The sequence below is a fragment of the Pseudomonas segetis genome, from assembly GCF_900188155.1.
In the GTDB taxonomy this organism is placed as follows: Bacteria; Pseudomonadota; Gammaproteobacteria; order Pseudomonadales; family Pseudomonadaceae; genus Aquipseudomonas; species Aquipseudomonas segetis.
The window spans coordinates 100,667-114,737 of sequence record NZ_FZOG01000001.1 but is presented as its reverse complement, the minus strand read 5'-3'; the positions used below and the strand labels follow the sequence as shown (position 1 = coordinate 114,737).

At 57.4% G+C, this 14,071-nt stretch carries 15 protein-coding genes; 6 read left to right on the top strand and 9 right to left on the bottom strand.

What is annotated here, in order from left to right:
- Positions 1-79: 79 nt before the first annotated feature.
- The 5 genes from CHB79_RS00580 to rpoE are packed head-to-tail and all read right to left on the bottom strand — an operon-like array spanning position 80 to position 4,161.
- Positions 80-1,507, bottom strand: a complete 1,428-nt coding sequence (locus CHB79_RS00580; protein ID WP_089358562.1) for a DegQ family serine endoprotease — start codon at positions 1,505-1,507, stop codon at positions 80-82.
- A 33-nt stretch (positions 1,508-1,540) separates the two neighbouring features.
- The gene (locus CHB79_RS00575; protein ID WP_089358561.1) at positions 1,541-1,996 is read right to left on the bottom strand and encodes a SoxR reducing system RseC family protein; all 456 of its coding nucleotides are present in this window, start codon (positions 1,994-1,996) and stop codon (positions 1,541-1,543) included.
- Positions 1,993-2,946, bottom strand: a complete 954-nt coding sequence (locus CHB79_RS00570) for a MucB/RseB C-terminal domain-containing protein (RefSeq protein WP_010484410.1) — start codon at positions 2,944-2,946, stop codon at positions 1,993-1,995. The genes CHB79_RS00575 and CHB79_RS00570 overlap by 4 nt, the downstream gene beginning before the upstream one ends.
- Positions 2,947-2,954: 8 nt before the next feature.
- Positions 2,955-3,548 carry a sigma-E factor negative regulatory protein gene (locus CHB79_RS00565; protein WP_010484409.1) on the bottom strand — a complete coding sequence of 198 codons (594 nt, stop codon included), beginning with the start codon at positions 3,546-3,548 and terminating at the stop codon, positions 2,955-2,957.
- A gap of 31 nt (positions 3,549-3,579) precedes the next feature.
- Positions 3,580-4,161 (bottom strand): RNA polymerase sigma factor RpoE/AlgU, encoded by a 582-nt coding sequence (gene rpoE, locus CHB79_RS00560; protein ID WP_010484408.1) that lies wholly within the window; start codon positions 4,159-4,161, stop codon positions 3,580-3,582.
- Positions 4,162-4,537: 376 nt separating this feature from the next.
- Here rpoE and nadB point away from each other — a divergent pair, with 376 nt between their 5' ends.
- The gene (gene nadB, locus CHB79_RS00555; RefSeq protein WP_010484406.1) at positions 4,538-6,154 is read left to right on the top strand and encodes an L-aspartate oxidase; all 1,617 of its coding nucleotides are present in this window, start codon (positions 4,538-4,540) and stop codon (positions 6,152-6,154) included.
- On the opposite strand, the gene CHB79_RS00550 is transcribed toward nadB, so the two are convergent.
- Together CHB79_RS00550 and CHB79_RS00545 are read right to left on the bottom strand one after the other, a co-directional pair.
- A complete protein-coding gene (locus CHB79_RS00550) occupies positions 6,123-6,599 on the bottom strand; it encodes a protein YgfX (RefSeq protein WP_176443113.1) in 477 nt (158 codons plus the stop codon). The two genes, nadB and CHB79_RS00550, sit on opposite strands and share 32 nt — an antisense overlap.
- Entirely contained in the window at positions 6,583-6,837 is a 255-nt protein-coding gene (locus CHB79_RS00545; protein WP_010484402.1) for an FAD assembly factor SdhE, read from the bottom strand. Before CHB79_RS00545 ends, CHB79_RS00550 begins: the two co-directional genes overlap by 17 nt.
- Before the next feature lie 180 nt (positions 6,838-7,017).
- Between CHB79_RS00545 and ygfZ the strand changes: the two genes are divergently transcribed.
- Entirely contained in the window at positions 7,018-7,959 is a 942-nt protein-coding gene (gene ygfZ, locus CHB79_RS00540; protein WP_089358559.1) for a CAF17-like 4Fe-4S cluster assembly/insertion protein YgfZ, read from the top strand.
- Between the two features lie 96 nt (positions 7,960-8,055).
- Complete coding sequence (locus CHB79_RS00535; protein ID WP_089358558.1) at positions 8,056-8,892, top strand: HDOD domain-containing protein; 837 nt, start codon at positions 8,056-8,058, stop codon at positions 8,890-8,892.
- Between the two features lie 54 nt (positions 8,893-8,946).
- Here the strand turns inward: CHB79_RS00535 and CHB79_RS00530 are convergent, their stop codons facing one another.
- Both CHB79_RS00530 and CHB79_RS00525 read right to left on the bottom strand, forming a co-directional pair.
- The gene (locus tag CHB79_RS00530) at positions 8,947-10,341 is read right to left on the bottom strand and encodes a sensor histidine kinase (protein WP_089358557.1); all 1,395 of its coding nucleotides are present in this window, start codon (positions 10,339-10,341) and stop codon (positions 8,947-8,949) included.
- Entirely contained in the window at positions 10,334-11,005 is a 672-nt protein-coding gene (locus CHB79_RS00525; protein WP_010484395.1) for a response regulator, read from the bottom strand. The genes CHB79_RS00530 and CHB79_RS00525 overlap by 8 nt, the downstream gene beginning before the upstream one ends.
- A 234-nt stretch (positions 11,006-11,239) precedes the next feature.
- Between CHB79_RS00525 and CHB79_RS00520 the strand changes: the two genes are divergently transcribed.
- The 3 genes from CHB79_RS00520 to CHB79_RS00510 all read left to right on the top strand — a co-directional run bounded on the left by CHB79_RS00520 (position 11,240) and on the right by CHB79_RS00510 (position 14,070).
- Positions 11,240-12,505, top strand: coding sequence for an OprD family porin (locus CHB79_RS00520; protein WP_089358556.1), 1,266 nt, complete (start codon positions 11,240-11,242; stop codon positions 12,503-12,505).
- Positions 12,506-12,534: 29 nt separating this feature from the next.
- Positions 12,535-13,512, top strand: coding sequence for a Bug family tripartite tricarboxylate transporter substrate binding protein (locus CHB79_RS00515; RefSeq protein WP_010484390.1), 978 nt, complete (start codon positions 12,535-12,537; stop codon positions 13,510-13,512).
- 114 nt (positions 13,513-13,626) lie between these two features.
- Positions 13,627-14,070, top strand: coding sequence for a tripartite tricarboxylate transporter TctB family protein (locus CHB79_RS00510; RefSeq protein WP_089359171.1), 444 nt, complete (start codon positions 13,627-13,629; stop codon positions 14,068-14,070).
- Position 14,071: the final 1 nt, after the last annotated feature.

Below are 14,071 nucleotides of genomic sequence, written 5' to 3'. Positions count from 1 at the left end.
AAAGCCTGCACAGCGGCAGATTCGCCGGGGGCAAGACACAAAAAAGGGCGATTAAATCGCCCTTTTCCGCTGTCGACTGTTACTCAGACAATTTGAAGGTAATGAAGCTTGCGCGGCCCTTGCGCAATACGCGCATCGACACCGAGCGATCCTTCGGCAGGGCCTTGGCGACAGCCGCAAAGGTTTTGCCAGAGTCAATCGCCTGATTGTTCAGGTGAGTAATGACATCCCCCTGACGCAAACCGATCAACGCAGCCGGTCCATCCATGACCTCACTGATCACCACGCCACCCTTGAGATCCAGCGCTTTCTTTTGCTCGGCGCTCAACTCAGCCACTTTAACGCCCAGGCGGTTGCTGCTTTGCTCGGCGCTTGGTGCCGCATCGCCAGCCAGAGCAGTGCCATCTTCAGGTAGCGAGCCGATGGTCAGGTCAAGCGTCTTGCGAGCGCCATCACGAACAACTTCCATCTTCGCCTTGGAGCCAGGCTTCAAGCCACCGACAAGGTGCGGCAGGTCAGCAGACATGATGATCGGCTTGCCATTGAGGCTCAGGATTACATCACCCACCTGCAAACCACTCTTGGCACCTGGGCCACCTTCAAGCACCTGGGCAACCAGGGCGCCTGCCGGCTTGTCCAAGCCAAACGACTCGGCCAGGTCCTTGTTCACTTCCTGGATGACCACGCCCAGCCAGCCGCGACTGACCTTACCATCAGCCTTGAGTTGATCAGCCACATCCATTGCCACGCTCATGGGAATCGCAAAGGACAACCCCATGAAACCACCGGAACGGGTGAAAATCTGCGAGTTGATGCCTACGACCTCACCCTCGAGGTTGAACAGCGGACCGCCTGAGTTGCCTGGGTTGATCGCCACATCGGTCTGAATAAAAGGCACGTAGCTTTCATTCGGCAGACTACGCCCCTTGGCGCTGACGATACCGGCTGTCACCGAATGGTCGAAACCAAATGGCGAACCAATGGCCAACACCCACTCACCGACCTTGAGGTCTTCCGACTTGCCCAGCTTTACTGTGGGCAGGTCCTTGGCATCGACCTTGAGCAAGGCCACGTCACTGCGCGGGTCTGCGCCGATCACCTTGGCCTCGAGCTCACTGCGATCCGACAGGCGAACAATGATTTCATCGGCATCGGCGATCACATGATTGTTGGTCATGATGTAGCCGTCGGAGGAAATGATGAACCCAGAACCCAGCGATTGCGCTTCACGCTGACGGCCATGGCTCGGCGGTCGTGGCTGCTGTGGAATGCTGCGCTCGAAGAATTCACGAAACATCGGCGGCAGCCCCTCAAGGTCGGGTGCAGACATACCGCCAGAGCTTGCGACTGCATCTGGGATTTTTTGCCGCGTGCTGATGTTTACAACTGCGGGCGAGGCCTTCTCAACCAGCTCAGTGAAGTCAGGCAGCTCAGCACGAGCGGTGAGCGCCTGCCCCATTAGCAACAATGAGAGCACAGCGGAACAACATATTTTCAGGCTAGGCATTAACGTAAAGCTCCCCATCCGGAATAGATTGACTCATTGAACAGTCGTAGCATTCGCCAATATGGCACGCATTACTACCGGCTGAAATTGTGGATTTTCCGCCACACGAGACGTCCGCCAGCGCACCCCGAGCCAGGATGCAACCAACCCCGCGAAACTTGACAGAATTACCCACGGCTCACTCAGAGACAGCTGATCAGCAAGAACAGCTGCCGCAAATAGCCCAATCAAGGGCATCAGGTAGACGAGCAGTGAACCGCGCACAAGCAAATCCTCGCGCCCCCCAATCACTACTTGGTCGCCAACAGTTAAATGCAGATTTGATAGCGCTCGCACATAGCCTCGACGGCTATCAACGCCTAGCTTATCGAGCAAACCCTGGCCGCAGCCGGCATTTGCCGAGCATGTAGAGCAGGTGCTTTTGCGAAGTGTCTCGACCCATACCGCGCCGGACTCTACTGCAACGACCCGCCCCTGCTCTTCGATCATGGCTGAGGTTGAGCCTCACCCTGGCGAACTGACAATGCCACTCGCTCGGCAGTCCCAAGCGGGATTTCCCCCACGACAGTGACCATGACATCCCCCCCCGAAGTCGCCAAACGCCGCGACACCGCGACTGTCGGGCCAAGCTGAGTGCGCGCATCCCCTGCGGTTGCGCCATCGAGAGGTTCAAGAAAGACTGAAAAGCGCGCCAGGCCATCGTCGTATAGAAGACAGGCTACGGGCTCTTCGGAAATTGAGCTGACCTTCTGGGTCGTTGAACTCAAGCTAAAACCAGGAGGCAACCAGTCGGTACGCCATGCCTTGGCATCCAGCGGCGTTGCCGCAACGACCTTGACTGGCTGGCAGTCAGCGCTCGGAGTGACAGGTTCGGTATTGGTGGCTTGGCTCGCATCGAACTGAGTGAACTGGAATCGCTCTAACATCTGCCCCTTGTCATTGAGCAACAAAGACTTGAGCGGCACACCAGTCTCGCTGTCGAGGTGCAGCTCAATACCGTAGCGGTGCTGGTCTCGCGGAAGCAGCCCAAGAACCACAGCGCTTCGCCCGGCAACGCGGGAATTGCCCATGACGCGGATGTCGTACCATTTGGCTAGCTCGTTTGCATTCAGTTCACGCGCGGGCCATGCCTGGGCGTCACTGACTTCATCAACCAGGCCGCCAACCACGCATTCAGTACGCCCATTGACACGGAAGCTTTCATGGGCAGGACCATCCAGCTGAAGAAGACGGTCATGCACGACCTTGTCCTTGTCAACCTGATGCCAAATGCTATGAGTGGAAAAGCTACCATTACGCTCATATATGAACGTGCCATGGTAGCTTTGATTCTGGCTTGCATCGGATAAGCGTCGCAACCAATCTTGCGCATCAGATGCAGCAGCAGGTAACGCCAAACAACCGCCTAACAATAAGGCGGTCAGGGGTATAAAGCGCATGCGTTTCCTTAACGGCTTTCCAGACTTGCTGCGCGTGCGTATGGCAGTGCGCCTTCAGTCACATTTGAACCAATTTGCTCAGCATGCTGACGCACGTAGGACGGCAAGCGCTGCTCATGCCATGTTGGCTCAGCTTTACTCGACGGTATCATGGATGAGCCCTGATCATCAGTGGTAAAACCGGCCAACATTGCAGGTCCCTGCACCTGGACATGGTTGATCGCAGGTTGGGCCGCTGCTTGCTGGGCAAGCTCAGTACCGGTCAGCTCATCCTGGTTGTACAGTCGCACACCCGCCAACACAGCCACTGTCACCGAGGCAGCAACAGCCAACCGGCCAACCGCACGCCATGGGCCACGAGTCACATTGCCCGGTGCTTGCGGCATGGCTTCATCGGCAATCGCAGCAGAGACCGCACTGGCAATGTCCAAACGTGGCTCAAGCAGCTCTTTGTGCATTACGGCGCGGGCTATCTGGTAGCGCGACCATTTGGCTCGCAACTCGGCATCATGACTGGCGCCGAGCACTCGCCGAAGCTCCATTTCGTCCGCTTCGTTATCCATCACCGCGGACAGCGATTCCTGCAGGGCTTCACGACTCATAATGATTCCTCTCTTGGCTGTCGCCGCTGTCTTAGGTTTCTTGCAACAAAGGCTGCAGTGACTTATCAATTGCTTCTCGCGCCCGGAAAATCCGTGAGCGCACCGTACCAACCGGACACTGCATCACACTTGCAATGTCTTCATAGCTGAGACCATCAAATTCACGCAATGTTAGGGCCGTTCGTAAATCTTCTGGTAACTGCTGGATGCAACGATGCACGGTGGCTTCGATTTCATCCCTCAGCAATGCCCGCTCTGGAGACTCGATATCCTTGAGGGCGTGATCGCCATCATAGAATTCGGCATCTTCAGCACTTACATCGCTATCTGGCGGCCGACGACCTCTCGACACCAGGTAGTTCTTTGCCGTGTTAATGGCAATGCGGTACAGCCATGTATAGAAAGCACTGTCACCGCGAAAGTTTCCCAATGCTCGATAGGCTTTAACAAAAGCTTCCTGAGCAACGTCTTGCGCCTCATGGGTGTCGTGCACGAATCGCACGATAAGCCCTAGAATCTTGTGCTGATACTTCAACACCAATAGATCAAACGCTCGCTTATCGCCGCGCTGGACACGCTCAACAAGCTGCTGATCCTCTTCCTGGCTTAGCATGAACACTCCTTAGTGAATTGTGAGGAGTGCAGCGCCAGCCAATAAACCGGCTTGCAAAAATAGACTCGGGCGTTGCGCAAAAGTTCTCCCCTCCAACCAAGCTTCTTGCAGATTTTTTCTGCTCTGCATGAAACTGCGCAGGTCAAGGCGGCGCCATTGACCTGCGCAAATAATCTTAGAACGTTTGGATTATCGTCAAAAGCCGCGATCTAGAGGCAATCTGGCACGATAAGCAAACAATGTCCCTCTCCGGGTGACCGCTAATAGAACCTGAAAACTCATAAAAAGTTCCCTTGGCGCTCACACCGCATCAAGCCGGCTATTGTGACGCGCCCCCCCTCTATATACTAGTGGGGCATTTTCGCGGAATCAGCTCATGAACCACCATTTTCAACACGATGTTCTGGTTATTGGTAGCGGCGCTGCCGGCCTTACCCTCGCCCTGACCTTGCCGGCGCACCTCAATATCGCGGTATTGAGCAAGGGCGCATTGGCCAATGGCTCGACTTTCTGGGCCCAAGGAGGTGTCGCGGCAGTGCTTGACGACCTCGATACCGTTGAGTCGCACGTAGAAGACACCCTTAATGCCGGTGGTGGCTTGTGTCGCGAGGATGCCGTGCGTTTCACCGTTGAACACAGCCGTGAAGCAATCCAATGGCTGATCGACCAGGGCGTGCCGTTCACCCGTGATGATGAAACCGCACGCGAGGACGGTGGATTTGAGTTTCACCTGACCCGCGAAGGTGGCCATAGCCACAGACGCATTATTCACGCAGCCGATGCAACCGGCGCGGCAATATTCAAAACCCTGCTTGAACAAGCCCAGCAGCGCGACAATATACAGCTGCTTGAACAGCGCGTTGCAGTCGACCTGATTACCGAGCGCAAGCTGGGCCTGGAGGGCGAACGCTGTCTCGGGGCCTACGTGCTCAATCGCGAGACCGGCCACGTCGACACCTATAGCGCGCGTTTCGTTATTCTCGCCACCGGCGGAGCAGCGAAGGTATACCTGTACACCAGCAACCCAGATGGTGCTTGCGGAGACGGCATCGCCATGGCCTGGCGGGCGGGCTGCCGGGTTGGCAACCTGGAGTTCAACCAGTTCCATCCGACTTGCCTGTACCACCCGCAAGCCAAGAGCTTCCTGATCACCGAGGCTTTGCGTGGCGAAGGCGCCCATCTCAAGCTCCCCAATGGCTCGCGCTTTATGCAGCGCTTCGATGAGCGTGCCGAACTCGCACCGCGCGATATCGTGGCCCGGGCAATCGACCATGAAATGAAGCGCCTGGGTATCGATTGCGTCTACCTGGATATCAGCCACAAACCTGCCGATTTCGTGAAATCGCACTTCCCCACTGTTTATGAACGCTGCCTGGACTTCGGTATCGACATCACCAAAGAGCCCATCCCGGTGGTACCAGCGGCGCACTACACCTGTGGCGGCGTGGTTGTCGATCAAGCGGGACATACCGATGTTCCCGGCCTCTATGCAATTGGCGAAACCAGTTTCACCGGTTTGCATGGCGCCAACCGCATGGCCAGTAACTCATTGCTGGAGTGCTTCGTCTATGCCCGCGCGGCGGCGGACGACATAGCCCGCCAACTAGACGACATAGCCATACCGCACAACGTGCCCGACTGGGATGCGAGCCAGGTTACCGACTCTGACGAGGATGTGATCATTGCGCATAACTGGGACGAACTTCGACGCTTCATGTGGGACTACGTTGGCATTGTACGGACCAATAAGCGCCTGCAACGCGCCGAGCACCGCGTCCGCCTGCTGCTCGACGAGATCGATGAGTTCTACAGCAACTATAAAGTCAGCAGGGACCTGATCGAGCTGCGCAACCTGGCGCAAGTGGCTGAACTGATGATTCGCTCAGCCATGCAACGCAAGGAGTCACGGGGCCTGCACTACACCCTGGATTACCCCGGGATGCTCGCGCACGCAGAAGACACTATCCTGCAGCCTCCCATCTACGCGGGCTGAATCTAAGCCAAACGCGCAAGCGCCTGTGCCCGGCCTCGGACATGGCGTCGCGCGGGATGCAAAGGCTATGCGCCATTGCGATACCAGCCAGGCGGTCCGGTGCCGGGCCTGCCCAGCGAAAGCGCAAGACGATCAACCACGGCAACGCCAGGCTGTCTGGCAACAACTGGATGGAGCGCCAACCCTCGGCGTCACTCCACAGTTGCCAATCATCGTCGACCCGGCGCAACGCCGTCAGGGCTTCGGGAGCGGCCAACGATATATATCTTGGATAAACCCAGGCCATGTGCAGCCCACAGGCCAATGTCGCGGCGGCGCTCGCCCAGATGGGAAGATCAATTACCCACAGGGTTATCAGGGCGAGCGATTGGACAGCCAGGTAGAAAACACCCAGGCGCACCGATGGCCGCCAGCGGAACTCAAGGCGGCTACTTGGGCTGGACACGGTCCAGGATCATGCGAACCATACGCTTCAAATCCTCATCTTCCGGCTCAGCGCGCTGCATGAACCAGCCGAACATGTCCTGATCCTCACATTCAAGTAGCTTGACGTAGCGCGCCTGGTCTTCAGGGTCGAGGTCTGAATAGACTTCTTTAACAAAGGGCACCAGCAACACATCCAGTTCAAGCATGCCGCGACGGCTATGCCAGAAAAGACGATTGAGTTCAGTCGAGTCGACCATTGGAAAGATCCTTGAGCAAGCCAGGCATTGATATAGCGCGCCAGTATACCGGCGAATGCCCAGGCTGTTGACCCTGACTGTCGGCCATTATCCATAAAAGCAATCGCATACTGGCGCTGACAAGCGCTTACGGGCGCTCTATGATGAGGCCCTAACTTTTACCAGCGATACTTGATTGCCATGGTTGATACCGCTTTCTTTTGCACCCTCAGTCACGAAGGCATACTCACCGTACGCGGCGCGGACGCCAACAAATTCCTGCAGGGCCAACTGACCTGCAACCTCAACTACCTCGACGAAAGCCATTCGAGCCTTGGTGCACGCTGTACGCCCAAAGGCCGGATGATCTCCAGCTTCCGGGTTGTGAGCGTGGATGACGGCTACCTTCTGGCAATGGCGCTTGAACTGGTGGAACCGCAGCTCGCTGACCTGCAGAAATATGCCGTGTTTTCCAAGTCGAAACTGACTGACGAAACCGACCAGTGGGTCCGTTTTGGCCTCAACAACTGCGATCAAGCCTTGCTTGACCTGGGTATTGTTCTGGCGCCGAGCAATGACAGCGTTGCCCGTAGCGAACAACTGATTGCCGTGCGCGTCGGTGAAAACCGCGCTGAGCTATGGGCACCCGCCGAGCAAGCACAGGCCCTGCAGGAGCGCCTGAATAAACAGGCGCCGCTGGCGGACCTCAACCAATGGCAACTGCAACAAATTCGCCAGGGTATTGGCCATGTGCAAGGCAGCACCCGCGAGCTGTTCATTCCACAGATGCTCAACCTGCAAGCCCTGGGCGGGGTGAGCTTCAAGAAAGGCTGCTACACCGGCCAGGAAATCGTCGCACGCATGCAATACCTGGGTAAGCTCAAGCGCCGCTTGTACCGCCTGGCCCTGGACAGCCAGCAATTGCCTGCACCGGCAACAGAGGTATTCTCCAGCGTGCACAGCTCCTCGGTTGGTGAAGTCGTGGCGGCGGCGCGCAGTGACGACGGCATCGAGTTGCTGGCCGTATTGCAAAGTGACGCAGCCCAAAGCGCTGACTTGAAGCTGGGTGACGCTGAGGGCTTGCCCCTGCACCTGCTCGACCTGCCCTATACCCTGGATTCGGATCGCGACATCCAGCGCTGACGCCGTGCGGCAAACCTCATAAAAGCGAAATACCACACGCGATAAAACTGAACCGCTGCGTAAACTTCAAGTTGCCCAACCTACACGAGAACAACGATGAGCAAACTTGCCGAGAAGGTCCAACAGGAACTGATTGAGGCCATTGATAACGATCAACTCGTCTTACCGACATTGCCTGAAGTGGCACTGAAAGTACGCGATGCTGCCGAAGACCCGGACATCGGCGTGCCACAGATCAGCAAAGTCATCGGCAACGACGCAGCGCTCACGGCTCGCATTATCAAGGTGGTTAACAGCCCGCTTTTGCGCTCCAGCCGCGAAATCACCGATTTGCAGATGGCAATCAGCCGCCTGGGTATCAATTACACCTGCAACCTGGCTATCGGCCTGGCCATGGAGCAAATGTTCCAGGCAACCACGGATGTGGTGGATCGAAAAATGCGCGAAGTCTGGACCAAAAGCACCGAAATTGCAGGCATCTGCCATGTACTTTGCCGCCACTACACGCGCTTGATGCCAGACCAGGCAACCCTCGCTGGATTGGTGCACCAGATTGGCGTGCTGCCGATCCTGACCTATGCAGAAGAAAACAGTGAGTTACTGGCCGACGCCATCAGCCTGAGCCATGTGATCGACAATATTCACCCCATCATTGGCGACCGCATTCTACGCGCCTGGGATTTCCCCGAGCTGATCAGCATGGTGCCCAGCCAGCACCTGGATTTCAGCCGCAATAGCGCCAAGGTCGATTACGTCGATATCGTCCAAGTGGCCACACTGCAAAGCTACCTGGGCACCGACCATCCCTATACTCAGCTTGACTGGGGTACGGTTCCGGCGTTCGCCAAGCTGGGCCTGGACCCCAACGTTGACGTCCAGGAAGACCAGGACCTGGCGGCAGACATGGAAGCAGCCATGAAAATGCTGCAGTGATGTTGGCCCAAGACTTCCTTGGCAGGTTCGAGGAAGTCTTGGCTCGCAGTGGCGTCAGGCACCTTCAGCGGAAAGAAATGATACGCGCACGCGCAAGCCACCACTGGCTGACTGATGCAGGCTGACCTGCGCCTGATGCGCTCGACAGATCTCACCGACTATCGCTAAGCCCAGACCTGCCCCTGAACCCTGGGCGTTGCGCCGGTAAAACCGCTCGAAGACCTTCTCACGCTCAGCCTCTGGAATGCCAGGCCCATCATCTTCGACCTCAAGGATACAGGGCTCGATGACCCGAATAATCACATTGCCGCCCGATGGGGCGTGGGCGATGGCGTTATCCACCAGGTTGGAAAGCAACTCATTGAGCAATGTCGGCTCGCCATGCAGCCAGATCGGCTTGTCCGCCTCCAAGGCCAGAGAAACGCCCTGGGCGTGCGCCAAGGGCGCCAGCGCCAAACCCAGCTCGCGAGCCAACTGACTCAGGTCAAGCTGCTCGGCACCGCCCTCGGTTATGGCTCGTGCACCGCTTTCAATTCGCGCCATGGATAACAGCTGGTTGGCCAAATGCGTCAGGCGATCGGTATTTTGCGCCGCAGACTCCAACGTACTCTTCCAAGCATCAGGGTTATCCGAACGCAGCCCCAGTTCAACCCTTGCCTTGATCGCCGCCAGCGGAGTGCGTAACTCATGCGCCGCATCGGCAATAAATTGCGACTGGCGCTCGAATAACTGGTGCAAGCGCTCATTGAACTGATTCAACGCCCCGACCAGAGGCCGCAACTCACGTGGCATGTCAGCGTCCGGCAACGGACGCAAATCTTCCCGAGCACGCTCAGCGACTGTACGGCGCAGACGGTTCAGCGGGCGCAAGGTGGCACTGACCGCCAACCACACCAGGCCCAGGGCGCTGACTGAAAGCAACCCCATGCGCCACAGGGTGCCGTACAACAGGTCCCGCGCCAGACGCTCACGGGCGCCCTGGGTTTCCGCGACCCTAATCTCGGCCAGGCCGTTCAACTGCGGTTCGCTGACGGGTTGCCAAAGGCTGACGACACGCACGCCCTGGCCTCGATATTGACCATTATAAAAATGCGCCAGCGCCGGGTAATCATCGGTTCGCTTGGTGCCAGGCGGCGCTGCAGGCAAGTCATCATAACCAGAGACCAGGGCACCGTTGAGGCCAATGACCTGGTAATAGATCCGTCCGGCGCTGTCATAGGCAAAGGTGTCCAGCGCTACATAGGGAACGTTGGCCCTGAGCCTGCCCTCTTCCGTATACAGGCCATCGGCAATCGCCCTGGCGGACGCCAGCAATGTGCGGTCATAGGCGGTATCCGCCGCGCGCCGGGCACTCAGGTAAGCACTGACACTGCTGACCAGCAGTATGATCGCAAGCAAAATAGCCAATCGCCAAAGCAGGCGCCCGCGCAAGCTGCCCACTTCAGTCACCGACAGCCTCCAGCAGATAACCCAGGCCCCGGAAAGTCACGATTTTCACTGCATTGCCTTCGAGCTTTTTACGCAAGCGATGGATATAGATTTCAATTGCATCGGCACTGGCATCCTCGTCCAGGCCAAACACCTGTGCGGCCAATTGCTCTTTGCTCATGACCCGTCCAGGGCGGGCAATCATCGCTTCGAGCACGGCTTGCTCTCGCGAGGTCAGGGTCAGCAACTCTTCATGCAGATGAAAGCGTCGCGTCGCCAGATCGTAGACCAACTCGCCACAACGCTGTACTTGCTCGCCGCCCAGTACGGTACGCCGCAGCAATGCCTTGACCCGCGCTTCCAACTCGCTCAACTCGAAGGGCTTGGCCAGGTAGTCATCAGCCCCAAGATTGAGGCCATGAACACGGTCTTTGACTTCTCCACGCGCCGTGAGCATCAGCACCGGCAAGGTGTTGCCACGATCTCGCAAGCGAGCCAGCACCTCGAAACCGTCCATCCGTGGCAGGCCGATATCAAGAATCGCCAGGGCATATTGCTCACTGCTCAGGGCCAGGTCAGCCGCCACGCCGTCATGCAGCATATCGACAGTCCAGCCAGCGCTCTTGAGGGCCTGCGCCACACTTGCCGCAAGCTGCGGATGGTCTTCAACCAACAGTATTCGCACCATCGTCTCCAAGATCAAAGTAGCCGGTTAAAAGCAGCGCAGCAGTTTACCCCACCGGGTCAATTGTGAAGCAGGCAATCACCTGCCTGGCGCCAGGGAAAAACTTTCAGCAATGAAAGGTTGCTGAAAGCTTGGCCCAATAGCATCGCTCTCAAGTGGCTCGATCCACTTACCCGAGCGGATAGCACAGTGGCGTGCATCTGCTACAAAAACAACAACATCGGAGACCACAGGATGCCATCAGCATCAAGCAAGACTTTTACGCCTGTTAATCTGCTTAGCGTAGCTGTCAGCAGCGCCTTGCTCGCACCTACAGCCCATGCCGAGTTCTTTAAAGACAGCTCCGGCACCCTGACCGCCAACAATATTTACCTGAATCGCGACTTCCGTGAAGGCACAGGCCAGAACAAACGCGAAGAATGGGCCCAGGGTTTTATCTTCGATATTCAATCAGGCTACACCGAAGGCACTGTTGGCTTCGGGGTTGATGCATTGGGGTTGCTCGGCCTGAAACTTGACTCCAGCCCGGATCGCACCGGTACCGGCCTGTTGCCGACCCATGACGATGGTCGCGCAGCGGATGACTACTCGCACCTGGGGCTGACCGGCAAGGTCAAGATTTCGGCGACCGAATTGAAGATCGGTACCTTGATGCCGGAACTGCCTACGCTCAAAACCAACGACAGTCGGATTCTGCCGCAAACATTCGAAGGCGGCCTGGTCACCTCCAAGGACATCAGCAACCTGACCTTCACCGGCGGCCGTATCGATGAAGTCAAGGATCGTGACTCAAGTAACAACCAGGACCTTGCGCTGAATAACAAGAACCGTCGCTTTGCCAGCTCGGCAAAGGCTGATCACTTGACCCTGGCTGGCGCCGACTACCAGTTCACCGACCGCATTACCGGCCGTTATCACTTCGCCGAACTTGATGACATCTATCGCCAGCACTTCTTTGGTCTCAAGGCCTCGCAACCGATTGGCCCAGGCACCTTTACCGCCGACCTGCGTCTTTCGCTCAGCGACGACCACGGCGCCGCCAACGCAGGCAAAGTAGATAACCGCGCACTCAACGGCATGGTCAGCTATGGCCTCAGCGGCCATAAGCTAAGCTTGGCCTATCAAGACATGAGCGGAGACACCGGCTTCGCCTATGTCGACGGCACTGATCCGTTCCTGGTCAACTTTGTGCAAATAAACGACTTCGCCAATGCCGATGAACGCTCGTGGCAAGCGCGCTACGACTACGACTTCGGCGCGATAGGCGTGCCTGGCCTGAGCTTCCTTACCCGCTACATCAGTGGCAGCGACGCGCAAATCGCTGGCAGCAACGAAACGGGCGATGAGTGGGAGCGTGACATTGAACTCAAGTACGTGGTCCAAAGCGGCCCAATGAAAGACCTGTATGTACGGCTGCGTAACGCTTCTTTCCGTTCTGACTTTGCCCGCAACGCCGACGAAAACCGCATCGTGATCGGCTACTCGCTAGCCGTCTGGTAAGCACAATAAAAACCCAAGAGGAACAGTCAATGAAAACTGCCTTTACCCGAATCGCCCTGGCCACAGCCTGCCTGGCATTTGCCGGTCAACTGCTCGCCGCAGAACCCAAGCGTCCCGAATGTATCGCCCCGGCCAAGCCCGGCGGTGGTTTCGATCTGACCTGCAAGCTGGCACAAAGTGGCCTGAAAGATGGCGGCCTGCTGAAAAAGCCCATGCGCGTTACCTATATGCCTGGCGGTGTTGGCGCCGTTGCCTACAACGCCGTTGTCGCCCAGCGCGCGGATGACCCGGGCACTATCGTGGCGTTTTCCAGTGGTTCGCTGCTTAACCTGGCACAGGGCAAATTCGGGCGTTATGACGAATCAGCCGTGCGCTGGCTGGCGGCGGTCGGTACTGACTACGGCGCGATCACAGTACGTGCAGACTCGCCTTATCAGAACCTTGACGACCTGATCAAAGCCCTGAAAAAAGATCCATCGAGCGTAGTGTTCGGCGCAGGTGCAACCATTGGCGGCCAGGATTGGATGCAAACCGCGCTGATTGCCCGCGCAGCCGGTATCGATCCGAAAAACCTGCGCTATGTGGCCTTTGAAGGCGGCGGCGAAACAGTAACAGCCATGCTCGGTGGCCATGTTCAGGTGACCAGCAGCGGCCTGGGTGAAGTCACCCCGCAGATCGAAGCCAAGAAGATCCGCATTCTTGCGGTGCTGTCCGATGAACGCCTGCCGGGCAAACTGGCCGATATCCCAACGGCTAAAGAGCAAGGCTACGACATCAGCTGGCCGGTTATTCGCGGCTTCTACGTAGGCCCGGAAGTCAGCGACGAGCAGTACAACTGGTGGAAACAGCAGTTCGACACCATGCTCGCCAGCGAAGACTTCGCCAAGTTGCGTGAACAACGCGACCTGTTGCCACTGTCGCTGACCGGTGATGAGTTGAAAACCTTCGTCTTCAAGCAAGTTGAAGACTACAAGAAGCTTGCCGGTGAGTTCGGCCTGGTCCAGTAAAGCCAGGACCAGTAAAACCGGGCTCATCCAGCCTCAATGACGTGGGCGCAGGCGCGAAGCCAGCGCCCACGCACTGGACGCCTGTCAGCGTCGATTTTTTACGAGACTTCCGCCATGTATGTCCGCTTGTTCTCTGCGATCTGGTTGCTGCTGTGCATCTGGCTCGCCTTCGTCGCCTGGGGGTTCCAGGCACCCTTCGCCTACGACCCTGTAGGCCCTCGCGCTTATCCGCTGCTGCTGCTGGGGCTGATGGGGGCTGGCGCGTTGTGGCTGATCATCAAGCCAGGTCTGATGGAACAACAGCTGCACATCCCAACCCTGAAACGGTCGGCCATGTGTGTGCTCGTACTGCTGGCCTATGCCCTGACGTTCGAGCCCCTGGGATTTGTTTTGAGTACCTGTGTTGCAGTTTTCCTGCTTGGCCTGCTGTTCACTGGCCGCCCGGTGCCGTGCCTGATCAGCGCCGTATTGATGGGCATCTTGCTGTTCCTGTTGTTTGATTATTTGCTGGACGTGCCTCTGCCGCTCGGCGTGCTAGAAGCCTACGTGGAGGGTTGAG

Coding starts and splice junctions, on each gene's coding strand:
- CHB79_RS00565 (WP_010484409.1), bottom strand. CDS start 3,548: ATGAGTCGTGAAGCCCTGCAGGAATCGCTGTCCGCGGTGATGGATAAC.
- CHB79_RS00520 (WP_089358556.1), top strand. CDS start 11,240: ATGCCATCAGCATCAAGCAAGACTTTTACGCCTGTTAATCTGCTTAGC.
- CHB79_RS00515 (WP_010484390.1), top strand. CDS start 12,535: ATGAAAACTGCCTTTACCCGAATCGCCCTGGCCACAGCCTGCCTGGCA.
- nadB (WP_010484406.1), top strand. CDS start 4,538: ATGAACCACCATTTTCAACACGATGTTCTGGTTATTGGTAGCGGCGCT.
- CHB79_RS00580 (WP_089358562.1), bottom strand. CDS start 1,507: ATGCCTAGCCTGAAAATATGTTGTTCCGCTGTGCTCTCATTGTTGCTA.
- CHB79_RS00510 (WP_089359171.1), top strand. CDS start 13,627: ATGTATGTCCGCTTGTTCTCTGCGATCTGGTTGCTGCTGTGCATCTGG.
- CHB79_RS00545 (WP_010484402.1), bottom strand. CDS start 6,837: ATGGTCGACTCGACTGAACTCAATCGTCTTTTCTGGCATAGCCGTCGC.
- CHB79_RS00535 (WP_089358558.1), top strand. CDS start 8,056: ATGAGCAAACTTGCCGAGAAGGTCCAACAGGAACTGATTGAGGCCATT.
- ygfZ (WP_089358559.1), top strand. CDS start 7,018: ATGGTTGATACCGCTTTCTTTTGCACCCTCAGTCACGAAGGCATACTC.
- CHB79_RS00575 (WP_089358561.1), bottom strand. CDS start 1,996: ATGATCGAAGAGCAGGGGCGGGTCGTTGCAGTAGAGTCCGGCGCGGTA.
- rpoE (WP_010484408.1), bottom strand. CDS start 4,161: ATGCTAAGCCAGGAAGAGGATCAGCAGCTTGTTGAGCGTGTCCAGCGC.
- CHB79_RS00570 (WP_010484410.1), bottom strand. CDS start 2,946: ATGCGCTTTATACCCCTGACCGCCTTATTGTTAGGCGGTTGTTTGGCG.